Consider the following 21,439-nt stretch of genomic DNA (forward strand, 5'->3'; position numbering starts at 1 on the left):
CTCTTACACGCCAAGCAACAGCGCTAGCAGGTTGAACAATTTCCCAGGCAAAAAAATGCCCCGAGGTCATCGGGGCATTCTGTTTGCGCGCAGCAGCTTATTGGAACAGCGACTCGCTGGACAGGCCGTTCTTTTCCAGGATCTCACGCAGACGCTTGAGCCCCTCCACCTGGATCTGCCGTACACGCTCACGGGTGAGGCCAATCTCAAGGCCAACATCCTCGAGCGTACTGCTCTCATGTCCACGCAGGCCGAAGCGGCGAATCACCACCTCCCGCTGCTTGTCGGTCAGCTCGCCCAACCATTGGTCGATGCTCTGCGACAGGTCGTCATCCTGCAGCAATTCACACGGATCGGTGGGGCGGTCATCCGTAAGGGTGTCGAGCAGCGTCTTGTCCGAATCCGGGCCCAAGGACACGTCGACCGAGGAGACACGCTCGTTGAGCCCAAGCATGCGCTTGACCTCAGCCACTGGTTTCTCCAGCAGCCCGGCAATTTCTTCGGGGGACGGCTCATGGTCGAGCTTCTGGGTGAGCTCGCGCGCAGCGCGCAGGTAGACGTTGAGCTCCTTGACCACGTGGATCGGCAGGCGAATGGTGCGGGTCTGGTTCATGATCGCCCGTTCGATGGTCTGGCGGATCCACCAGGTCGCGTAGGTCGAGAAACGGAAGCCCCGCTCCGGATCGAACTTCTCCACGGCGCGGATCAACCCCAGGTTGCCCTCCTCGATCAAGTCGAGCAGCGACAGGCCACGATTGACGTAGCGGCGGGCAATCTTAACGACCAAACGCAGGTTGCTTTCGATCATGCGTTTGCGGCCGGCCGGGTCGCCCTTCTGCGACAGGCGCGCGAAGTGCACTTCCTCTTCCGGGGAGAGCAATGGCGAGAAACCGATTTCGTTGAGGTACAGCTGCGTGGCGTCGAGCGCACGGCTGTAATCGATGTACTTGTGCTGCTTGAGCGATGAGCCCGTTTTGGCCCTGGTCCGAACCGAAGGTACAGCAGGTTCGTCTGACACCACATCCGTTTCCAAAACGATACCTGTCTCCATCAGGAGGAGGTCATCGTCGATGTCAAACTCCGGCACTTCTTTGCTGAGAGCCATTGTTATAGTCCTTTGCTGAGTTCGAACCTCAGACTCTAGCGTCGCCTGATTCCCTGGCAGCGCTAAAGCCTGTCCCCTTTACGTCTTCAGGAACAGGCTGGTGCAACAATCAACGGCGTGGCAGGAACTGGAGTGGATCGACGGGTTTGCCCTGGCGGCGAATCTCGAAATGCAGCTTCACCCGATCAGTGCCCGTAGACCCCATTTCTGCGATCGTCTGCCCTGCCTTGACCTGCTGCCCCTCCCGAACCATGAGCCTGCGGTTGTGGCCGTAGGCACTGACGTAGGTATCATTGTGCTTGATGATGATGAGTTCGCCGTAGCCCCGCAAGCCACTCCCGGCGTAAACCACCGCACCATCAGATGCAGCAAAAACAGGCTGTCCCAAATCTCCGGCGATATCAATGCCTTTATTCAAACTACCGTTTGAAGCGAATTTTCCAATCAGCACGCCGTTCGCCGGCCAAGTCCAGCCCCCCACCGCACGCTCTGCGGCCGGCACCTGGGTGACGGTCGGAGCGGTCGTGGCAGGGGAAGCGGTTGCCGGCTTGTCGCTATTTGTTACTGGCGGGGTCTGCGTACCAACCGGACGGCGAATGACCGTGGTCCTGCTCGACGACGAGGGACCGGACGATACGACGGTGGTGGAGCCTACAGCGCCGCTGCTGAAACGAATCGGCTGGCCAGGACGGATGGTGTAGGGCGCCGAGATGCCATTGCGCGCGGCCAGCTCCTTGTAGTCCCAGCCGTAGCGGAAGGCGATGGAGAACAGGGTATCGCCAGGTTTGACCACATACTGCCCCGAGGTCACGGTCGGACGCTTGGGTGCCGCGTTGTTGCGATCGACCACCCGAGCGCCACTGGAGCCGGTGCTGGAGCATCCCGCCAGCAAGGTTCCCATGGCCAGCGCAATCACCAGAAGCTTGAAAACCGACCGATCCTTGCGCTGCCGAATGATTGTGTGACCCACCCGCGCTCCCCTCATGGTGCCGAAAACTGGATATGACGATATGCAATATTGTTTCAATTATAACCGAGCCCGACCCGCTTGGGTGGCCCGTACGGGCGCTGTCATTCTGGCGGGGTTTGCCTCACCCCGCCAGATAGACAAGCCCGCGGCGCAAGAATTCGTTACAACCGCAGATATTCCGTCGGCCGTCAGGCCAGTGGTCCGTTGAGCAGCGGCACGAAGCGTACGGCGCCCAGTACCCGGCGCGAGAAGCCCTGTTCCTCACGAACGATCAGCAACAGTTGCTGTGCTTCGCCCGCCGCCCCTACCGGAATCACCATGCGTCCGCCGGGTGCCAACTGATCGAGCAAGGCCTGGGGGACTTCCGGCGCCACCGCGGTGACGATGATGGCGTTGTAAGGCGCCAGCGCCGGCCAGCCTTCGCAACCGTCGCCCCAACGAAACACCACGTTACGCAGGTTGAGCTCGACCAGACGCTCCTTGGCACGATCCTGCAGCACCTTGATCCGCTCGACCGAAAACACACGCTCGACCAGCTGCGCCAGGATGGCCGTCTGGTAACCAGAACCGGTGCCGATCTCCAGCACCTTGTCCAGCGGGCCGGCCTCCAGCAGCAGTTCGCTCATGTGCGCAACCATGAATGGCTGGGAAATCGTCTGGTTATGGCCGATCGGCAGCGCAGTATCTTCATATGCCCGATGGGCCAAGGCTTCATCGACGAACAGGTGGCGAGGGGTGCGGCGAATGGTCTCGAGCACCTTGGTGTTCGACACGCCCTCTTCATACAAGCGTTGGATCAGGCGCTCCCGGGTACGCTGGGAGGTCATGCCAATGCCGCCACGGCGCTGCAGATCATCCTGTTCGCGCATCAAAGCAGCCCCTCCAGCCAGCCGTCGAGGCGCTCGAAGGCATCGTTGAAGGTGCGATCCAGTTGCAGCGGCGTGATCGATACGTAGCCTTGCATCACTGCATGGAAGTCAGTGCCCGGGCCGCCGTCCTCGGCGTCACCGGCCACGGCGATCCAGTACCCTTCCTTGCCACGCGGATTGACGACCTTGGTCGGTGCGGCCGCACGTGCCCGATGCCCCAGACGGGTGAGGCGTATCCCGCGGATATGCTCCAGCGGCAGGTTGGGGATGTTGACGTTGAGCACGGTACGCGCCGGCAGTTCCAGGCGCGACTGCGCCTCGACCAGGCGCCGGGCGATATGGGCGGCGGTGGGCAGGTTGTCCGGCAGGCGCGACAGCAACGAGAACGCCAGCGAAGTGCCGCCGAGAAAGCGGCCCTCCAATGCAGCGGCGACCGTGCCGGAGTACAGCACGTCGTCGCCCAAGTTGGCGCCCAGGTTGATACCGGAGACGACCATGTCTGGCGTTTCCGGCAACAGGCCATTGAGCCCCAGGTGCACGCAATCTGTAGGCGTGCCGTTGAGGCTGATGAAACCGTTGGCCAACACCTGTGGGTGCAGTGGCCGGTCGAGCGTCAGCGAACTGCTGGCGCCGCTTTTGTCTTGATCCGGGGCGATCACCACGCACTCGGCGTAGTCCTGCAGCGCACCGTGAAGCGCAGCGAGGCCGGGGGCGGTAACACCGTCGTCGTTGGAAATCAGAATACGCATGGGCTTTCCGTCTGCCCTGCCGGCACCAGATCCACAAGTTCGCGCACCACCACGGTGGCGAAGCATCCGGCCGGAAGGACGAATTCCAGTTGCAGGATATCAGGCTCGGGATAATGCCACGTCAGCCGCCCAATAGGGAGCCGCAGGATGCGCCGTTCGTGATCCAGTCCCGCCCTGCCCAGCCATTTGCAGAGTGCCGGATGGCGCTCACCGACTGCCGTTTCCAGCGCCGCGGTCCCGCCCGCGCTTGACGGAAGACCCGCGCCCCACAGGGGTCCGGTGGGATGAAGGTCGAGAATTGCCAGCCGAGGATCGGAGCATTCCTGCTCGCCAGCCGGAAAAAAGCTACGGCTATCCGTGAAGGCCAGAAGATCGCCAACCTGCGCCTGGCTCCAGCTTCCGTCCGCCACTCGCGCCGCCAGAACCTGATTGAACAGGTAGCTGCGTCCCGCAGACAGCAGCCGCGAACGCACATTGCGCTGCTCCGGCAGCGCCTCTCGAGACGCCCAGTCGAGTGCATCGTGGACATTTCCGCCGGCATGACCGAAGCGCTGGGTACCGAAATAGTTCGGTACGCCTTGCACCTTGAGCTGTTCCAGACGTGCATCCAGCGCCTGGTGATCGGCGCTCAGTGCCGTCAGTCGCAGGGTGAAACCATTGGCCGAGTGCGCGCCGCGCTGGAGTTTGCGCTGGTGACGCACCTGTTTGAGCACGCGCAGGCTGTCGTCTTCGGCACGGGACAGGTCAGGATCGGCCTTGCCCGGCAGATGCAGACTGAACCACTGCCGGGTCAACGCCTGACGGTCCTTCAGGCCGGCATAACTGATGGCACGAACCGGCACACCGGCCGCGCGCGCCAGGCGTCGGGCCGCTTCCTCGGTGTTCAGGTCGCGCTTCTCGACCCACAGCCACAGGTGCTCGCCTTGACCGGACAGTGGGATGTCGAGCACTTCATCGACCTGAAAATCATCGGCGACCGCCTTGAGCACGGCGCGGCCAAGGGCCTCGCCGCTGGCGCGCGGGCCCAGCAGTTCCAGTTCGGTCATGCTGGCAGCAACAGGGCGACCGCATGCACGGCGATGCCCTCCTCACGGCCAGTGAAGCCGAGCTTTTCCTCGGTGGTCGCCTTGACGTTGACCTGGTCGAGCTCGACCTGCAGGTCCTCGGCGATGAAGCGGCGCATGGTGTCGATGTGCGGCGCCATCTTCGGCGCCTGGGCGACGATGGTGGCGTCGACGTTGCCCACCTTCCAGCCCTTAGCCTGCACGACGGCCACCACATGACGCAGCAGCACGCGGCTGTCAGCACCCTTGAACTGTGGGTCGGTGTCAGGAAAATGCTTGCCGATGTCACCCAGCGCTGCAGCGCCAAGCAAGGCATCGCTCAGGGCGTGCAGCAGCACATCACCATCGGAATGGGCCAGCAGGCCGTATTTGTGGGGAATACGCACCCCGCCCAAGGTAATGAAATCACCGTCAGCAAAACGGTGCACATCGTAGCCGTGGCCAATACGCATAGAAAAACGCCCTGATTGAGTCAGGGCGTGATTCTACCTGCTTTGGCCGCTATTGGGGCCGCTGCTGCATCACTACACCCGCCCCAGTGCGACGGCGTGATGACGCAGGTGCTCATCGATGAAGCTGGCGATGAAGTAGTAGCTATGGTCATACCCGGGCTGCAGCCTCAGGGTCAGTTCATGCCCTCCTTTGCGCGCCGCCTGCTCCAACGCTGCTGGCTTGAGCTGCTTGTCGAGGAAATCATCGCGATCGCCCTGGTCGACCAACAGCGGTGAGCACTGGCCAGCCGGGGTTTCGGCCAGCAGCACGCTGGCATCCCATTCACGCCAGCGCGCGCGGTCATGACCCAGGTAGCGCGAGAAGGCTTTCTCGCCCCACGGGCAATCCATCGGGTTGCTGATCGGCGAGAACGCCGACACCGATCGGTAGCGCCCCGGGTTGCGCAGGGCACATACCAGCGCCCCATGCCCGCCCATCGAATGACCACTGATACTGCGCTGATCGGACGCAGGGAAATGCGCCTCGATCAACGCCGGCAGCTCCTGGACCACGTAATCGTGCATGCGGTAATGCTGGGCCCAGGGCTGCTGGGTGGCATTGAGGTAGAAGCCGGCGCCGAGCCCGAAATCCCAGGCCCCCTCCGGATCGCCGGGCACCTGCTCGCCACGCGGGCTGGTGTCGGGTGCAACGATGATCAGGCCTAGCTCGGCGGCCAGGCGCTGGGCGCCGGCCTTCTGCATGAAATTCTCGTCGGTGCAGGTAAGGCCACTGAGCCAGTACAGCACCGGCAGTTTCTCGCCCTGCTCGGCCTGCGGTGGCAGGTAGACGGCGAACACCATGTCGCAGCCCAGCACCTTGGAGTGATGCTTGTAGCGCTTGTGCCAGCCGCCGAAGCTCTTCTGGCAGGAGATGTTGTCCAGGCTCATGGCTGACCTCAGAAGTGGATCACGCTGCGGATGCTTTTGCCTTCATGCATCAGGTCGAAGGCCTTGTTGATGTCCTCCAGACCCATGGTGTGGGTGATGAAGGTGTCCAGCGGAATCTCGCCCTTCTCGGACATTTCCACGTAGCTTGGCAGCTCGCTGCGGCCACGCACGCCGCCGAATGCCGAACCACGCCATACCCGGCCGGTAACCAACTGGAATGGACGGGTGGCGATTTCCTGGCCGGCGCCGGCCACACCGATGATCACCGACTCGCCCCAGCCCTTGTGGCAGCACTCGAGCGCCGCACGCATCAGTTGGACATTGCCGATGCATTCGAAGGAAAAGTCCACACCGCCATCGGTGAGATCGACGATCACTTCCTGGATCGGACGATCGTAGTCCTTCGGATTGATGCAGTCGGTAGCGCCCAGCTGGCGGGCGATCTCGAACTTGGCCGGGTTGATGTCGATGGCGATGATGCGCGAGGCCTTGGCCTTCACCGCACCGATCACCGCCGACAGACCAATGCCGCCCAGGCCGAAAATGGCCACGGTGTCACCCGGCTTGACCTTGGCGGTGTTGAGTACCGCACCGATACCGGTGGTCACGCCACAACCGAGCAGGCAGACCTTCTCCAGCGGCGCTTCCTTCTGGATCTTGGCCACGGAGATCTCCGGCAGAACGGTGTACTCGGAGAAGGTCGAGGTGCCCATGTAGTGGAACAACTGCTGCCCTTTGTAGCTGAAGCGTGTGGTGCCATCAGGCATCAGGCCCTTGCCCTGGGTGGCGCGGATGGCCTGGCACAGGTTGGTCTTGCCCGACAGGCAGAATTTGCACTTGCCACATTCCGGGGTGTACAGCGGGATTACGTGGTCACCAACGGCCAGCGACGTGACACCCTCACCCACCGCTTCGACGATTGCCCCGCCCTCGTGGCCGAGGATCGACGGGAAGATACCTTCCGGGTCCGCGCCGGAGAGTGTGTAGGCATCGGTATGGCAGACACCGCTGGCGACCACGCGCAGCAGCACCTCGCCCGCCTTGGGCATGGCCACGTCCACTTCGACGATTTCCAGGGGTTTCTTGGCCTCGAAGGCAACAGCGGCGCGGGACTTGATCATGAAGGGCTCCAAGCTAGGTATCGGTTCAGGTCACCAGTGTAATTCATGCTTTTTTGATGAATAATCCGGGCAAATGCAAAACATTATTGCCACACAGGGATAATCAATGAGCAGTCGCTGGGAAGGAATCGACGAGTTCGTCGCGGTCGCCGAGTCGGGCCAGTTCACCGCGGCCGCCGAACGACTAGGGGTTTCCTCATCGCATATCAGCCGACAGATCGCTCGCCTGGAGGAACGCCTGCAAACCCGCCTGCTGTACCGCAGCACCCGGCGCGTGACCCTGAGTGAGGCCGGGCAGACCTTTCTGCAACACTGCCAGCGTTTGCAGGATGGCCGCGAAGAAGCGCTGCGCGCGATGGGGGACCTGGCCAGCGAACCCAAGGGCCTGCTGCGCATGACCTGCGCGGTGGCCTACGGCGAGCGTTTCATCGTGCCACTGGTGACTCGTTTCATGGCGCTGTATCCACAGTTGCGCGTCGAGGTGGAGCTGAGCAACCGTACGCTGGACCTGCTGCACGAGGGCATGGACCTGGCTATTCGCCTGGGACGCCTACAGGATTCACGCCTGGTGGCCACGCGCCTCGCACCGCGACGCATGTACCTGTGTGCATCGCCAGCGTATCTGGAGCGTTACGGCCGACCGCACAGCCTGTCGGAACTGGCGCGGCACAATTGCCTGGTAGGCAGTTCGGACCTGTGGGTGCTGCAGCAGGATGGCCGTGAAATCAGCCAACGGGTCCAAGGCAACTGGCGCTGCAACAGCGGCCAGGCGGTACTCGACGCGGCGCTGCAGGGAATGGGGTTGTGTCAGTTACCGGATTACTACGTGCTCGAGCATCTGCATGCCGGGGCACTGGTGTCGCTGCTGGAGGCGCACCAGCCGCCGAACACCGCGGTGTGGGCGCTGTATCCGCAACAGCGGCACCTGTCACCCAAGGTACGGCGGTTGGTCGACTATCTGAAGGACGGGTTGGCAGGATTGCCGGAGTATCAGCCAGGCTGAAGCGTTGCATCTCTTCTGACGGTCTCAGCGCCGCCCAGCCCAGCGCTGACGCAACCACTCCAAGTCTTCCGGCCGGGTCACCTTGATGTTGTCACTACGCCCTTCGATCAGCCGCGGCGCATGCCCGGCCCATTCGATGGCGGAGGATTCATCGGTCACCGCCACATCCGCCACCAGGCACTCGGCCAGTGCACGGTGCAGCATGCCAAGCCGGAACATCTGCGGCGTGTAGGCCTGCCATACGGTGGTGCGGTCCACCGTGGCGCTGACCCGGCCAGTCGCGTCGGCACGCTTGAGAGTATCGCGCGCAGGCACCGCCAGCAGCCCGCCCACCGGATCATCGGCCAGCTCCGACAGCAGCTTGTCCAGATCGCTGCGCGCCAGGTTCGGCCGCGCAGCATCGTGCACCAGTACCCAGTCGTCGTCGGCCGCCCCTTGGGCGTGCAACAGCAACAGGGCATTCAATACCGAATCGGCACGCTCACGCCCACCCGCTGCACACTGGATGCGAGGATCATTCGCACAGCGCAAACCAGGCCAGTAAGGATCTTCTTCGGCAACGCTGACCACCACCCCCTTGAGCGTGGGATGGTCGAGAAAACAGTCGAGGCTATGCTCGAGGATGGTCTGCCGGCCCAGTTGCAGATACTGCTTGGGGCGGTCGGCAGCCATGCGGGCACCAATGCCCGCGGCAGGAATCACGGCCCAGAAGGCCGGCAGTTCATGGATCATTTCTGTGGCAACTGGTAGAGGGTTTCGCCCTCCTTGACCATCCCCAGTTCATGACGAGCCCGTTCTTCCACGGTCTCCATACCTTTCTTCAACTCCAGCACTTCAGCGTCGAGCACGCGATTGCGTTCCAGCAGCCGTTCGTTTTCGGCATGCTGGTCGGCGATCTGCTGTTGCAGCTCGGCCACTTGCGCCAGGCTGCCATTACCGACCCAGAGGCGATATTGCAGGCCTCCGAGCAACAACAGCAGGACGAGGAACAACCAATAGGGACTGCGCATGAAGATATCCAGGGTAAAAGGCCGCCGCAGCGAGCTTCCGATAGCACGAAGCCTGGCCGAGGCCAGGCTTCGTCGACAGAAACCCGTTTGAAGGCGCTGAACGCTCAGTGAGAACGCTCAGACAGCCCCGGCTGCTGCCTTTTTACCATCTCTTGCTCAGCCGCGAAACTCGGCACGGCCACGGTAGACGGCCTTGGCGCCCAGTTGCTCTTCGATACGCAGCAATTGGTTGTACTTCGAGACGCGGTCGGAGCGGCACAGCGAACCGGTCTTGATCTGGCCTGCAGCAGTACCGACAGCCAGGTCGGCGATGGTCGAGTCTTCGGTTTCACCGGAACGGTGCGAGATTACCGCGGTGTAGCCAGCGGCCTTGGCCATCTGGATGGCTTCCAGGGTTTCGGTCAGCGAGCCGATCTGGTTGAACTTGATCAGGATCGAGTTACCGATGCCCTTCTCGATGCCTTCTTTCAGGATCTTGGTGTTGGTCACGAACAGGTCGTCGCCGACCAGTTGCACCTTGGCACCGATCTTGTCGGTCAGGATCTTCCAGCCAGCCCAGTCGGACTCGTCCAGGCCGTCTTCGATCGAGATGATCGGGAAGCGCTCGGTCAGGCCTTTCAGGTAGTCGGCGAAACCTTCGGCGTCGAACGACTTGCCTTCACCAGACAGGTTGTACTTGCCGTCTTCGTAGAACTCGGAAGCCGCGCAGTCCAGGGCCAGGGTGACGTCGGTGCCCAGCTTGTAGCCGGCCTTCTCGACTGCTTCGGCGATGGCCGCCAGGGCGTCTTCGTTGGAGGCCAGGTTCGGGGCGAAGCCGCCTTCGTCACCCACGGCAGTGTTCAGGCCACGGGCCTTGAGGACAGCCTTGAGGTGGTGGAAGATCTCGGTGCCCATGCGCAGGCCGTCGGAGAAGGTCTTGGCGCCGACCGGCTGAACCATGAACTCCTGGATGTCGACGTTGTTGTCGGCGTGCTCGCCGCCGTTGATGATGTTCATCATCGGCACCGGCATCGAGTACTGGCCAGGGGTACCGTTGAGGTTGGCGATGTGTGCGTACAGCGGCAGGTCCTGGTCCTGTGCAGCAGCCTTGGCAGCGGCCAGGGACACGGCGAGGATGGCGTTGGCGCCCAGCTTGGCCTTGTTCTCGGTACCGTCCAGTTCGATCATGGCGCGGTCGAGTGCTTTCTGGTCGGAAGGATCCTTGCCCAGCAGCAGGTCACGGATCGGACCATTGATGTTGCCGACAGCCTTCAGCACGCCCTTGCCCAGGTAACGGCTCTTGTCGCCATCACGCAGCTCCAGCGCTTCGCGCGAGCCAGTGGAAGCACCAGACGGCGCGCAAGCGCTGCCGATGATGCCGTTGTCGAGCAGCACATCGGCTTCCACGGTGGGGTTGCCACGCGAATCGAGAACTTCACGACCTTTGATGTCGACGATCTTTGCCATTGTTGTAAGCACTCCAGAATTGACGAAAACAACGCAGCTTTGGGAATTCTTGCCGTTCACCAGGCGACATGGCACGGGCAGGCCTGGCGAAGGGAGCCCCTGACCGGCAGGCCAGGGGGTGGAACGGGCGGTACTTTACCCGAGAAACGAGCTTTACGCGGTCTCTACCGTCGGAAAACTTTTCACCAGGTCGTCCAGTTGCTTGAGCTGCGCCAGGAATGGCTCCAGCTTGTCCAGGCGCAGGGCGCATGGGCCATCGCACTTGGCGTTGTCCGGATCCGGGTGAGCCTCGAGGAACAGGCCGGCCAGGCCCTGGCTCATGCCCGCCTTGGCCAGGTCGGTGACCTGGGCACGGCGACCGCCGGCGGAGTCGGCACGACCACCCGGCGTCTGCAGCGAGTGGGTGACATCGAAGAACACCGGGTACTCGAACTGCTTCATGATGCCGAAGCCAAGCATGTCGACCACCAGGTTGTTGTAGCCGAAGCTCGAACCGCGCTCGCAGAGGATGAGCTGGTCGTTACCGGCCTCGACGCACTTGGCCAGGATGTGCTTCATCTCGTGCGGGGCGAGGAACTGGGCCTTCTTGATGTTGATCACCGCGCCGGTCTTGGCCATGGCCACTACCAGGTCGGTCTGGCGCGAGAGAAACGCCGGCAGCTGGATGATGTCGCAGACCTTGGCCACCGGTTCGCACTGGTAGGGTTCGTGCACATCGGTGATCACCGGCACGTTGAAGGTGCGTTTGATCTCCTCGAAGATCTTCAGCCCCTCTTCCATGCCCGGACCACGGTACGAGGCCACCGACGAACGGTTAGCCTTGTCGAAGCTGGCCTTGAACACGTACGGGATGCCGAGCTTCTCGGTCACCCGCACGTACTCCTCGCAGACCTTCAGGGCCAGGTCACGGGACTCCAAGACGTTCATGCCGCCGAACAGGACGAACGGCTTGTCGTTGGCGATCTCGATGTTGCCGACGCGAATGATCTTCTGGGTCATGGATCAGGCCTTGTTCTTCTGTGCCAGAGCTGCCTTGACGAAGCCGCTGAACAGCGGGTGACCGTCACGAGGCGTGGAGGTGAACTCCGGGTGGAACTGGCAGGCGACGAACCATGGGTGATCCTTCGACTCGACCACTTCGACCAGCGCGCCATCTTCGGAACGACCCGAAACCACGAGGCCGGCGTCGATCAGTTGCGGCAGCAGGTTGTTGTTTACCTCGTAGCGGTGACGGTGACGCTCGGTGATCACGTCGCTGCCGTAGCAGTCGTGGACCTTGGAACCGGCGATCAGCTGGCAGTCCTGCGCGCCCAGGCGCATGGTGCCGCCCAGGTCGGACGCTTCGGTACGGGTTTCGACGGCGCCGGTGGCATCGGCCCACTCGGTGATCAGGCCGACGACCGGGTGCGCGCCGTTGCGATCGAACTCGGTGGAGTTGGCGTCTTTCCAGCCCACCACGTTACGGGCGAACTCGATGACCGCGACCTGCATGCCCAGGCAGATGCCCAGGTACGGAACCTTGTTCTCACGGGCGAACTGCACGGCCTTGATCTTGCCTTCCACGCCACGCAGACCGAAGCCGCCCGGCACCAGGATGGCGTCGGCGCCTTCGAGCAGGCCGGTGCCCTGGTTCTCGATGTCTTCGGAATCGATGTAGCGCAGGTTGACCTTGGTGCGGTTGGTGATGCCGGCGTGGCTCATCGCTTCGATCAGCGACTTGTACGCATCCAGCAGCTCCATGTACTTGCCGACCATGGCGATGGTGACTTCATGCTCGGGATTGAGCTTGGCGTCGACGACCTTGTCCCACTCGGACAGGTCGGCGCCATTGCACTGCAGGCCGAAACGCTCGACGACGAAGTCGTCCAGGCCCTGTGCGTGCAGCACGCCCGGAATCTTGTAGATGGTGTCGACGTCTTCCAGCGAAATCACCGCACGCTCTTCGACGTTGGTGAACAGGGCGATCTTGCGGCGCGAAGAGGCATCGACCGGGTGGTCGGAGCGGCAGATCAGCACGTCAGGCTGCAGGCCGATGGAGCGCAGCTCCTTGACCGAGTGCTGAGTAGGCTTGGTCTTGGTTTCGCCGGCGGTGGCGATGTACGGCACCAGCGTCAGGTGCATCAGCATGGCGCGCTTGGAGCCCACTTCGACACGCAACTGACGGATGGCTTCGAGGAATGGCTGCGACTCGATGTCGCCCACGGTGCCGCCGATCTCGACCAGGGCCACATCGGCATCGCCGGCGCCCTTGATGATGCGACGCTTGATTTCGTCGGTGATGTGCGGGATGACCTGGATGGTCGCGCCCAGGTAGTCACCACGGCGTTCCTTGCGCAGCACGTGCTCGTAGATACGGCCGGTGGTGAAGTTGTTGTTCTGGGTCATCGTGGTGCGGATGAACCGCTCGTAGTGGCCCAGGTCGAGGTCGGTCTCGGCACCGTCGTGGGTGACGAACACTTCACCGTGCTGGAACGGGCTCATGGTACCCGGATCGACGTTGATGTACGGGTCCAGCTTGAGCATGGTGACCTTGAGCCCCCGCGCTTCCAGGATGGCCGCCAGGGAAGCCGAGGCAATGCCTTTCCCCAATGAAGAAACAACACCGCCCGTGACGAATATGTAGCGCGTCATGAAAAACCCTAGAAGTCTGCGTTAAGGCGGCCAGCGCCGCCGGAGAAAGCGAAGGAAGGCCGAAGCCCCCGATCACCTGCGTCAATCACAGTGCATCTCGAACAACTGCCGCGTCTGTACAGACCGGGGGTATCCCCAGTGTGGAGCTCGCTCGTCATTTTAAGAATCAGCCCAGCAAAAAACTGCTTGGTAATCGGCAACTCCTGTGTTTTCGCGGAACCCACAGAAGCTGTATCAAGAAGGGAGGGTAGTCTACCGGAATGTACCCTTCAGCTCAAACCTTGCACGTTCGTCGGCGGCTGCCACTGCAGTTGCCAGTCGGTCTGCCCCTGCTCCGGCAGGTTGGCCACCGCCAGCAGGCGCTCGCCCTGCCAAAGCAGTGGCAGGCGATGACGCACGAAGTGCGGCACGCGGTGCTCGTTGAGCAGGCGCTTCAGGTCGCGGTGACCGCGCCCTGGAATATCGAGGACCTCGCCGCCCTGGCGATAGGTGACATGCAGGCCAGACCCAGGAATGACACCCACCAGCTGCAAGCTGCCATTGCCGGGTAACGAGAGCGGCTGGCTCGGATCCGGCCAAGCCACCCCGCCCTGCGGCGCTTGCAGCCAATCGCCGCTCAACCACCACAGCCGTCCATGGCTGCGCTGCAGCTCGCCATCGGTCAAGCGCCAGAGCGGCTGGGCATCGGCTGCCGCATCACGCAGGTTGTCCCAGCCGGCCCAATGGCGGCTATCGGGCAGACGTGTACGACTGCTCAGCCAGTACTGCAAGGCGTTACGCTGGCGCGCTGGCGAGAGCGCCGCCAGCACTGCCATGTCCAGCGAGTCCAGGCATTGCCAAGGCACCACTGCTCCGGCACTTGCGGCATCGATGTCGGAGGCGGCGAGTTCGTCCAGCAGCGCCAGGGCCTCGCCCAGGTGCGCGGAACTGCGTGCCAGGCTCTGGCTCGCTTGCGGCCAGCGCTGGCGTAGCAGCGGGAACACTTCGGCGCGCAGGAAATTGCGGGCGAAGCGGCTATCGGTGTTGGACGGGTCTTCGATCCATCTCAGCCCCGATGCCTGGGCATATCGCTGCAACTGATCCCGCGCCAGATCAAGCAACGGTCTGACCAACTGCCCTTGCCCCAACGGACGGGAAGCAGGCATCGCCGCCAGGCCGCGCAGACCGGCACCACGCAACAGGCGAAACAGCAGGGTCTCTGCCTGGTCTTCGCGGTGCTGGCCGGTGAACAGCACTTCGTCGGGGCCCAGAAGCGCTGTGAACGCGTCGTATCGCGCGGTGCGGGCGGCTTGCTCGAGACTGGCGACAGGCTCGACCTGGACATGGATCACGCGCAGTTCGACACCCAGCGCATCACAGACCTGCTGACAATGTGCAGGCCAAGCGTCGGCGGCCGCTTGCAGACCGTGATGAATATGTACGGCACGCAATGGCGGTGCTTCATGATCGCGAGCGTAGTCGACGAGCAGGTTTAGAAGGACGGTGGAGTCGAGGCCGCCGGAGAAGGCGACGTGCCAGGCGGGGGCTTTGAGCCAGGGGAAGAGGGATTGGGTGAGGTCGTGCATGGTTGCCTCACTGAGGACCGCATCGCGGGGCAAGCCCGCTCCCACAGACGACGCACGAGTGGGAGACGGCTTGCCTGCGAATGGGGCGCCAGGCGCCCCTGCCAATCAGAGACCGTAGCTCATCAGGCGATCGTAGCGACGCTTGAGCAGGGTATCGTTGTCGAGCTTGCCCAGCATGTCGAGCTGCTCGAGCAGGTCGGCACGGATGCTGGCCGACATCTTGGCCGGATCGCGGTGAGCGCCGCCCAGTGGCTCGCCGATCACCTTGTCGACGATGTTCAGGCTCTTCAAGCGCTCAGCGGTGATGCCCATTGCTTCGGCAGCGTCCGGCGCCTTGTCGGAGGTCTTCCACAGGATCGAGGCGCAACCTTCCGGCGAGATCACCGAGTAGGTGGAGTATTGCAGCATGTTCAGCTGGTCGCACACACCGATAGCCAGTGCGCCGCCCGAACCACCTTCACCGATCACGGTGGCGATGATCGGGGTTTTCAGGCGCGCCATGACGCGCAGGTTCCAGGCGATGGCCTCGCTCTGGTTACGCTCTTCGGCGTCGATACCCGGATAGGCACCTGGGGTGTCGATGAAGGTCAGGATCGGCATCTTGAAGCGCTCGGCCATCTCCATCAGGCGGCAGGCCTTGCGGTAGCCTTCAGGACGCGGCATGCCGAAGTTACGGCGGACCTTCTCACGCACTTCGCGGCCCTTCTGGTGACCGATGACCATCACCGGCTTGCCGTCCAGGCGCGCGGTACCGCCAACGATCGCGGCGTCGTCGGAGAAGTGACGGTCGCCGTGCAGCTCTTCGAACTCGGTGAAGATGTGGTCGATGTAGTCCAGGGTGTACGGACGACGCGGGTGGCGTGCCAGGCGGGCAATCTGCCAGCTGGTCAGGTTGCCGAAGATGCTTTCGGTCAGGGTGCTGCTCTTGTCTTGCAGACGGGCAATTTCATCGCTGATGTTCAGCGAGTTGTCGTTACCGACCAAGCGCAGCTCTTCGATCTTGGCTTGCAGGTCGGCAATCGGCTGTTCGAAATCGAGAAAATTCGGGTTCATAGGCATCCGTCTTGGGTCTACGGCCAGGCGGCCGGCCGGTTGATCCGTTTGGCGCCATACCTTACGGGATCTGGCGCATTCAGGTCGAGATTAAAATTCGTCGTTTCAACGGTATTGCAGGAAGACGTTCTCACGTCCGAACTGGTCACGCAGCGCCTGAATCAGGCCATCGGCGGGGTCGATCGACCACTCGTCGCCAAACTGCAGCATGGCCTTGGCATCGCTGCCGGTGTACTCGAGCGTGATCGGGCAACCGCCGCGATGACGGGTGATCAGCTCGCCCAGCCAGGCCAGGCGATCGCCCTTGAGCGCTTCGTGGGCGATCTTAAGGCGTAGGCTTTCAGCCAGTTTGGTGCGGGCATCCTCCATGGTCATCACCTGCTTGACGCGCAGGCGCAGGCCGCCGGAGAAGTCGTCGTTGCTGACCTCGCCTTCGACCACCACCATGGCGTCGGTCTGCAGCAGCGCCTGAGCCGCCATGAACGCATCGGCGAACAACGAAGCCTCGATGCGACCGGAGCGGTCGTCGAGGGTGACGAAGCCCATCTTGTCACCCTTCTTGTTCTTCATCACCCGCAGGGCAATGATCATCCCCGCGATGGTCTGGGTCTCGCGCGAAGGCTTGAGGTCGACGATGCGCTGGCGAGCGAAACGGCGGATCTCGGTTTCGTACTCATCGATCGGATGACCGGTGAGATACAACCCGAGGGTATCCTTCTCGCCTTTCAGCCGCTCCTTGAGCGTGAGCTCGCGGACCTTGCGGTGGTTGGCATAGACATCGGAGTCTTCTTCGACGAACAGCCCACCGAACAGGTCGATATGCCCGCTGTCAGCGGTGCGGGCGGTCTGCTCGGCCGACTTGATGGCCTCCTCGAGCGCCGACAGCAGCACCGCGCGGTTGCGGTCGATGTTGGCCTGATAGGCCTTGATCTCATCATGGAAGTGCGGGCCCAGGCGATCGAGCGCGCCGCTGCGGATCAGCGCATCGAGGGTACGCTTGTTGATGCGCTTGAGGTCGACGCGCTCGCAGAAGTCGAACAGGTCCTTGAACGGTCCACCTTCGGCGCGTGCCTCGACGATCGCCTCCACCGGGCCTTCACCCACCCCCTTGATCGCACCCAGGCCGTAGACGATACGACCGTCGTTGTTGACGGTGAACTTGAAGTCGGAGAAGTTCACGTCCGGCGCATCGAGGCGCAGCTTCATGTTGCGCACTTCTTCGACCAGCACCACCACCTTGTCGGTGTTGTGCATATCCGCCGACAACACCGCAGCCATGAATGGCGCCGGGTGGTGGGTCTTGAGCCAGGCGGTCTGGTACGAGACCAGGCCGTAGGCCGCGGAGTGAGACTTGTTGAAGCCGTAACCTGCGAATTTCTCTACCAGATCAAAGATGTTACCGGCAAGGTCCGCATCGATGTTGTTGGCGACGCAGCCTTCGATGAAACCGCCGCGTTGCTTGGCCATTTCCTCGGGCTTCTTCTTGCCCATTGCCCGGCGAAGCATGTCGGCGCCACCCAGGGTGTAGCCGGCCATCACCTGGGCGATCTGCATCACCTGTTCCTGGTACAGGATGATGCCGTAGGTGGGGGCCAGTACCGGCTTGAGGCCTTCGTACTGGTAATCGGAGTGCGGGTAGGCCAGCTCCGCGCGGCCGTGCTTGCGGTTGATGAAGTCATCCACCATGCCCGACTGCAGCGGGCCGGGACGGAACAAGGCCACCAGTGCGATGAGGTCTTCCAGGCAGTCGGGCTTGAGCTTCTTGATCAGCTCTTTCATGCCGCGCGATTCAAGCTGGAACACCGCCGTGGTCTCGGCCTTCTGCAACAGCTCGTAGGTCTTGCGGTCGTCCAGCGGGATGAAGTCGATGTTGACGTCGGGCAGGTTTTTCTTTTTCTGCTCGCGGTTGATGATCTCCATCGCCCACTTGATGATCGTCAGTGTCCGCAGGCCGAGGAAGTCGAACTTCACCAGGCCGGCAGCCTCGACGTCGTCTTTGTCGAACTGGGTCACCAGGCCGCCGCCCTCTTCGTCACAGGCGATCGGCGAGAAATCGGTGAGTTTGGTCGGCGCGATCACCACGCCACCGGCGTGCTTGCCGGTACCGCGAGTAACCCCCTCGAGCTTGAGGGCCATGTCCCAGATTTCGCGAGCGTCTTCGTCGCCCTTGAGGAAGTCGCGCAGGATCTCTTCCTGCTCGTAGGCCTTCTCCAGGGTCATGCCCACTTCGAACGGGATCATCTTCGACAGGCGATCGGCCAGGCCGTAGGACTTGCCCTGCACACGCGCCACGTCACGCACCACCGCCTTCGCGGCCATGGTGCCGAAGGTGATGATCTGGCTCACCGCATTGCGCCCGTAGGCCTCGGCCACGTAGTCGATCACCCGGTCGCGACCATCCATGCAGAAGTCGACGTCGAAGTCGGGCATGGAAATACGTTCAGGGTTGAGGAAGCGCTCGAACAGCAGGTCGTAGGCCAGCGGGTCGAGGTCGGTGATCTTCAGTACGTAGGCCACCAGCGAGCCAGCACCCGAACCCCGCCCAGGACCCACCGGCACGTCGTTGTTCTTGGCCCACTTGATGAAGTCCATAACGATCAGGAAGTAACCGGGGAAGCCCATCTGGATGATGATATCCAGCTCGAACTTCAGGCGATCCAGGTAGACCTGGCGCTTCTCTTCGTAATTGGGGGTGGTCTCTTTCGGCCAGAGCACGGCCAGACGCTCTTCCAGGCCCTCGTAGGAGACGTGGCGCAGGTAGTCGTCGATGCCCATGCCGTTGGGCGTCGGGAAGTCGGGAAGGAAGTACTTGCCCAACTGCACCGTGATGTTGCAGCGCTTAGCGATCTCGACGGTGTTGGCGATGGCGTCCGGCAGGTCGCTGAACAGCTCGGCCATCTCCTCGGGCGACTTGAGGTACTGCTGGTCGCTGTAGGCGCGTGGGCGCCGCGGGTCGTCCAGGGTCCAGCCCTCGCCGATGCAGACGCGGGTCTCGTGGGCGTCGAAGTCGGACTGTTTGATGAAGCGCACATCGTTGGTCGCCACCAGCGGCGCGCCGACCTTGTCGGCGAGGGCAACGGCAGCATGCAGATATTCTTCGTCGCCCGCCCGGTTGGTGCGCTGCACTTCCACATAGAAGCGCTCCGGCAGCATCTGCATCCAGTCGCGCAACAGGGCCTCGGCCTCGTCGGTACGACCGGAGAGCAGTGCCATGCCGATATCGCCCTCACGCGCGGCGGACAGGCCGATCAAGCCCTCGCTGGCGGGCGCGATCCATTCGCGCTGGATGATCACCAGGCCGTTGCGCTGGCCGTCGGTCCAGCCCTTGGAGATCAGCTCGGTCAGGTTGCGATAGCCTTGGGGATTCATCGCCAGGAAGCAGATGCGCGACAGCGGTGCCTCCGGATCGGCACCGGCCAGCCACAGGTCGGCGCCGCAGATCGGTTTGATCCCTGCGCCCATGGCGGTCTTGTAGAACTTCACCAGCGAGCACATGTTGCTCTGGTCGGTGATCGCCACCGCCGGCATGTTCATTCCAGCCAGGGCCTTGGCCAACGGCTTGATCCGCACCAGGCCGTCGACCAGGGAGAACTCGGAGTGCACGCGGAGGTGAACGAAGGAGACCGACATTGAAGATCCTGTGGCAATGCTGAACGACAAGGGCGGGATTGTAGCGTAATTAGCCAGAATGTTTTGGGGCCGCATAGCGGCCCCGACAGATCAGATCAACGTGCTGGAAAGCCCTTCACGGACCTCCCATGCAGCCCTCACTGGTGCGAACGAACGCCGATGGATGGGCGTAGGCCCCAGTCGCGCCAGGGCTTCGAGGTGCAAAGGTGTCGGGTAGCCCTTGTGCCCGCCGATGCCGTAGCCCGGATAGATCAGCTCGAAGGCGCTCATCTCACGGTCACGCGTGACCTTCGCCAGGATCGAAGCGGCAGCGATGGCCGGCACCTGGGAATCGCCCTTGACCACCGGCGCTGCTGGCACCGACAGTTTCGGGCAGCGGTTGCCATCGATCAACGCCAGTTTCGGCGTGACGCTCAACCCTTCCACCGCGCGCTGCATGGCCAGCATGGTGGCCTGCAGGATATTCAGCTGGTCGATCTCGACGACCGTGGCACGAGCGACACAGAAGGCCAGGGCCTTTTCGCAGATTTCGTCGAACAGCAGCTCGCGACGCGCCTCGGTAAGCTTCTTCGAGTCGTTCAGACCCAGGATCGGCCGCTGCGGATCAAGGATCACCGCTGCAGTGACCACGTCACCGCACAGTGGGCCACGCCCGACTTCGTCGACACCCGCGACCAGGTCTTCGACCAGGTTGAAATCAAGTCCCATCTGCATGTCATCGATCCTTCAACAATGCCAGCACCGCGTCGGCAGCCTGGTTCGAGGCGTCGCGGCGCAGGGTGCGGTGAATCTGATCGAAGCTATCGGTCTGCTCGCTACCGTCTGCCACCAAGGGAGCCAGCGTGGTTGCCAGCGCTTCGGGCGTTGCGGCGTCCTGCAGCAACTCGGGGACCAGCAAACGCCGGGCCAGCAGGTTGGGCAGCGACACGTAGGGGCTCTTGACCATGCGCTTGAGAATCCAGAAGGTCAGCGGCGCAAGACGATAGGCGACAACCATCGGGCGCTTGTACAACAAGGCTTCGAGGGTTGCAGTGCCTGAAGCGATCAGCACCGCGTCACAGGCGGCCAGTGCCTGGTGCGACTGACCGTCGAGCAGGGTCAACGGCAGTTCGCGCCCCTGCAGCATCTGCTCGAGCTGCGCACGACGCGCCGGACTGGCACAAGGCGAAACGAAACGCACACCGGGTACCAGCGCCTGCAAGCGCTTGGCAGTATCGAGGAACAACTCGCCAAGGCGCCCCACTTCGCCGCCGCGACTGCCCGGCATCAAGGCTACCAGCGGCCCATCGCCCAATCCCAGCGAAGCACGTGCCCCAGCACGATCGGCCTCCAGCGGGATAGTGTCAGCCAACGGGTGGCCGACGAAGCGGACCGGTACACCCTTTTCTTCGTAGAATTTCGCTTCGAAGGGCAACAGCGTCAGCATCAGGTCGCAGCCTTCGCGGATCTTCAGCACCCGCTTCTGCCGCCAGGCCCAGACCGACGGGCTGACGTAATGCACGGTCTTGATCCCGGCCTGACGCAACTTCAATTCGATGTTGAGGGTGAAATCCGGGGCGTCGATGCCGATGAACACGTCGGGCTTCTCGGCGATCAGTGTCTGGATCAGGTCCTTGCGCCGCTTGAGCAATTCACGCAGGCGCCCAAGCACCTCGACCAGCCCCATCACCGCCAGGCGCTCCATGGGGAAGTACGACTGCATGCCCTCGGCTTCCATCAACGGACCACCGACGCCAATGAAGCGAACATCGGGATGGCGCGCCTTGAGCGCGCGCATCAGGCCGGAACCGAGGATATCGCCGCTGGCCTCACCGGCGACCAGCGCTACGCAAAGCGACGCCATC

The 21,439-nt window shown here is 62.7% G+C and carries 19 protein-coding genes; 1 reads left to right on the plus strand and 18 read right to left on the minus strand.

The features are described 5' to 3' along the window. Positions 1 to 97: 97 nt before the first annotated feature. From rpoS to APH44_RS02220, 8 genes are all read right to left on the minus strand, one after another. The gene (gene rpoS, locus APH44_RS02185) at positions 98 to 1,105 is read right to left on the minus strand and encodes an RNA polymerase sigma factor RpoS (RefSeq protein ID WP_054891052.1); all 1,008 of its coding nucleotides are present in this window, start codon (positions 1,103 to 1,105) and stop codon (positions 98 to 100) included. A 109-nt stretch (positions 1,106 to 1,214) separates the two neighbouring features. Then, positions 1,215 to 2,075: a peptidoglycan DD-metalloendopeptidase family protein gene (locus tag APH44_RS02190; RefSeq protein WP_054891053.1), complete on the minus strand. Its 861-nt coding sequence runs from the start codon at positions 2,073 to 2,075 to the stop codon at positions 1,215 to 1,217. A 188-nt stretch (positions 2,076 to 2,263) separates the two neighbouring features. Beyond that, positions 2,264 to 2,902 (minus strand): protein-L-isoaspartate(D-aspartate) O-methyltransferase, encoded by a 639-nt coding sequence (locus APH44_RS02195; RefSeq protein ID WP_162714454.1) that lies wholly within the window; start codon positions 2,900 to 2,902, stop codon positions 2,264 to 2,266. A gap of 41 nt (positions 2,903 to 2,943) precedes the next feature. Next, on the minus strand, positions 2,944 to 3,693 hold the full coding sequence (gene surE, locus APH44_RS02200) for a 5'/3'-nucleotidase SurE (protein WP_054891055.1): 750 nt from the start codon (positions 3,691 to 3,693) through the stop codon (positions 2,944 to 2,946). Then, positions 3,681 to 4,739, minus strand: coding sequence for a tRNA pseudouridine(13) synthase TruD (gene truD / locus APH44_RS02205; RefSeq protein ID WP_054891056.1), 1,059 nt, complete (start codon positions 4,737 to 4,739; stop codon positions 3,681 to 3,683). Before truD ends, surE begins: the two co-directional genes overlap by 13 nt. Next, positions 4,736 to 5,209: a 2-C-methyl-D-erythritol 2,4-cyclodiphosphate synthase gene (gene ispF / locus APH44_RS02210; RefSeq protein WP_054891057.1), complete on the minus strand. Its 474-nt coding sequence runs from the start codon at positions 5,207 to 5,209 to the stop codon at positions 4,736 to 4,738. Before ispF ends, truD begins: the two co-directional genes overlap by 4 nt. Before the next feature lie 72 nt (positions 5,210 to 5,281). Beyond that, a complete protein-coding gene (gene fghA / locus APH44_RS02215) occupies positions 5,282 to 6,136 on the minus strand; it encodes an S-formylglutathione hydrolase (protein WP_054891058.1) in 855 nt (284 codons plus the stop codon). Between the two features lie 8 nt (positions 6,137 to 6,144). After that, a complete protein-coding gene (locus APH44_RS02220) occupies positions 6,145 to 7,257 on the minus strand; it encodes an S-(hydroxymethyl)glutathione dehydrogenase/class III alcohol dehydrogenase (protein ID WP_009686067.1) in 1,113 nt (370 codons plus the stop codon). Positions 7,258 to 7,363: 106 nt separating this feature from the next. Here APH44_RS02220 and APH44_RS02225 point away from each other — a divergent pair, with 106 nt between their 5' ends. Then, entirely contained in the window at positions 7,364 to 8,260 is an 897-nt protein-coding gene (locus tag APH44_RS02225; protein WP_054891059.1) for a LysR substrate-binding domain-containing protein, read from the plus strand. A 24-nt stretch (positions 8,261 to 8,284) separates the two neighbouring features. Here the strand turns inward: APH44_RS02225 and ispD are convergent, their stop codons facing one another. From ispD to lpxB, 10 genes are all read right to left on the minus strand, one after another. After that, positions 8,285 to 8,992 (minus strand): 2-C-methyl-D-erythritol 4-phosphate cytidylyltransferase, encoded by a 708-nt coding sequence (ispD, locus tag APH44_RS02230; protein WP_054891060.1) that lies wholly within the window; start codon positions 8,990 to 8,992, stop codon positions 8,285 to 8,287. Continuing rightward, on the minus strand, positions 8,989 to 9,270 hold the full coding sequence (gene ftsB, locus APH44_RS02235) for a cell division protein FtsB (RefSeq protein ID WP_054891061.1): 282 nt from the start codon (positions 9,268 to 9,270) through the stop codon (positions 8,989 to 8,991). Before ftsB ends, ispD begins: the two co-directional genes overlap by 4 nt. Before the next feature lie 156 nt (positions 9,271 to 9,426). After that, complete coding sequence (eno, locus tag APH44_RS02240; RefSeq protein WP_054891062.1) at positions 9,427 to 10,716, minus strand: phosphopyruvate hydratase; 1,290 nt, start codon at positions 10,714 to 10,716, stop codon at positions 9,427 to 9,429. Between the two features lie 153 nt (positions 10,717 to 10,869). Continuing rightward, a complete protein-coding gene (gene kdsA, locus APH44_RS02245; protein ID WP_054891063.1) occupies positions 10,870 to 11,715 on the minus strand; it encodes a 3-deoxy-8-phosphooctulonate synthase in 846 nt (281 codons plus the stop codon). A 3-nt stretch (positions 11,716 to 11,718) separates the two neighbouring features. Further along, positions 11,719 to 13,347: a CTP synthase gene (locus APH44_RS02250; protein ID WP_054891064.1), complete on the minus strand. Its 1,629-nt coding sequence runs from the start codon at positions 13,345 to 13,347 to the stop codon at positions 11,719 to 11,721. Between the two features lie 269 nt (positions 13,348 to 13,616). Next, positions 13,617 to 14,912, minus strand: coding sequence for a tRNA lysidine(34) synthetase TilS (tilS, locus tag APH44_RS02255; protein ID WP_054891065.1), 1,296 nt, complete (start codon positions 14,910 to 14,912; stop codon positions 13,617 to 13,619). A 105-nt stretch (positions 14,913 to 15,017) separates the two neighbouring features. Further along, the gene (gene accA / locus APH44_RS02260) at positions 15,018 to 15,965 is read right to left on the minus strand and encodes an acetyl-CoA carboxylase carboxyl transferase subunit alpha (RefSeq protein WP_054891066.1); all 948 of its coding nucleotides are present in this window, start codon (positions 15,963 to 15,965) and stop codon (positions 15,018 to 15,020) included. 105 nt (positions 15,966 to 16,070) lie between these two features. Continuing rightward, entirely contained in the window at positions 16,071 to 19,595 is a 3,525-nt protein-coding gene (dnaE, locus tag APH44_RS02265; protein ID WP_054891067.1) for a DNA polymerase III subunit alpha, read from the minus strand. Between the two features lie 90 nt (positions 19,596 to 19,685). Further along, positions 19,686 to 20,309, minus strand: a complete 624-nt coding sequence (gene rnhB / locus APH44_RS02270; protein WP_054891068.1) for a ribonuclease HII — start codon at positions 20,307 to 20,309, stop codon at positions 19,686 to 19,688. A 1-nt stretch (position 20,310) separates the two neighbouring features. Then, positions 20,311 to 21,438 carry a lipid-A-disaccharide synthase gene (lpxB, locus tag APH44_RS02275; protein ID WP_054891069.1) on the minus strand — a complete coding sequence of 376 codons (1,128 nt, stop codon included), beginning with the start codon at positions 21,436 to 21,438 and terminating at the stop codon, positions 20,311 to 20,313. Between the last annotated feature and the right edge of the window lies 1 nt (position 21,439).

The organism is Pseudomonas sp. NBRC 111143, assembly GCF_001320965.1.
GTDB classification, from domain to species: domain Bacteria; phylum Pseudomonadota; class Gammaproteobacteria; order Pseudomonadales; family Pseudomonadaceae; genus Aquipseudomonas; species Aquipseudomonas machongensis.

Excerpts from the sequence above, each read along its gene's own strand:
- ispD (WP_054891060.1), bottom strand. The coding sequence starts at position 8,992 with ATGATCCATGAACTGCCGGCCTTCTGGGCCGTGATTCCTGCCGCGGGC.
- APH44_RS02195 (WP_162714454.1), bottom strand. The coding sequence starts at position 2,902 with ATGACCTCCCAGCGTACCCGGGAGCGCCTGATCCAACGCTTGTATGAA.
- APH44_RS02220 (WP_009686067.1), bottom strand. The coding sequence starts at position 7,257 with ATGATCAAGTCCCGCGCCGCTGTTGCCTTCGAGGCCAAGAAACCCCTG.
- fghA (WP_054891058.1), bottom strand. The coding sequence starts at position 6,136 with ATGAGCCTGGACAACATCTCCTGCCAGAAGAGCTTCGGCGGCTGGCAC.
- accA (WP_054891066.1), bottom strand. The coding sequence starts at position 15,965 with ATGAACCCGAATTTTCTCGATTTCGAACAGCCGATTGCCGACCTGCAA.
- APH44_RS02250 (WP_054891064.1), bottom strand. The coding sequence starts at position 13,347 with ATGACGCGCTACATATTCGTCACGGGCGGTGTTGTTTCTTCATTGGGG.
- APH44_RS02225 (WP_054891059.1), top strand. The coding sequence starts at position 7,364 with ATGAGCAGTCGCTGGGAAGGAATCGACGAGTTCGTCGCGGTCGCCGAG.
- eno (WP_054891062.1), bottom strand. The coding sequence starts at position 10,716 with ATGGCAAAGATCGTCGACATCAAAGGTCGTGAAGTTCTCGATTCGCGT.
- truD (WP_054891056.1), bottom strand. The coding sequence starts at position 4,739 with ATGACCGAACTGGAACTGCTGGGCCCGCGCGCCAGCGGCGAGGCCCTT.
- dnaE (WP_054891067.1), bottom strand. The coding sequence starts at position 19,595 with ATGTCGGTCTCCTTCGTTCACCTCCGCGTGCACTCCGAGTTCTCCCTG.
- ispF (WP_054891057.1), bottom strand. The coding sequence starts at position 5,209 with ATGCGTATTGGCCACGGCTACGATGTGCACCGTTTTGCTGACGGTGAT.
- rpoS (WP_054891052.1), bottom strand. The coding sequence starts at position 1,105 with ATGGCTCTCAGCAAAGAAGTGCCGGAGTTTGACATCGACGATGACCTC.
- lpxB (WP_054891069.1), bottom strand. The coding sequence starts at position 21,438 with ATGGCGTCGCTTTGCGTAGCGCTGGTCGCCGGTGAGGCCAGCGGCGAT.
- kdsA (WP_054891063.1), bottom strand. The coding sequence starts at position 11,715 with ATGACCCAGAAGATCATTCGCGTCGGCAACATCGAGATCGCCAACGAC.
- surE (WP_054891055.1), bottom strand. The coding sequence starts at position 3,693 with ATGCGTATTCTGATTTCCAACGACGACGGTGTTACCGCCCCCGGCCTC.
- tilS (WP_054891065.1), bottom strand. The coding sequence starts at position 14,912 with ATGCACGACCTCACCCAATCCCTCTTCCCCTGGCTCAAAGCCCCCGCC.
- rnhB (WP_054891068.1), bottom strand. The coding sequence starts at position 20,309 with ATGCAGATGGGACTTGATTTCAACCTGGTCGAAGACCTGGTCGCGGGT.
- ftsB (WP_054891061.1), bottom strand. The coding sequence starts at position 9,270 with ATGCGCAGTCCCTATTGGTTGTTCCTCGTCCTGCTGTTGTTGCTCGGA.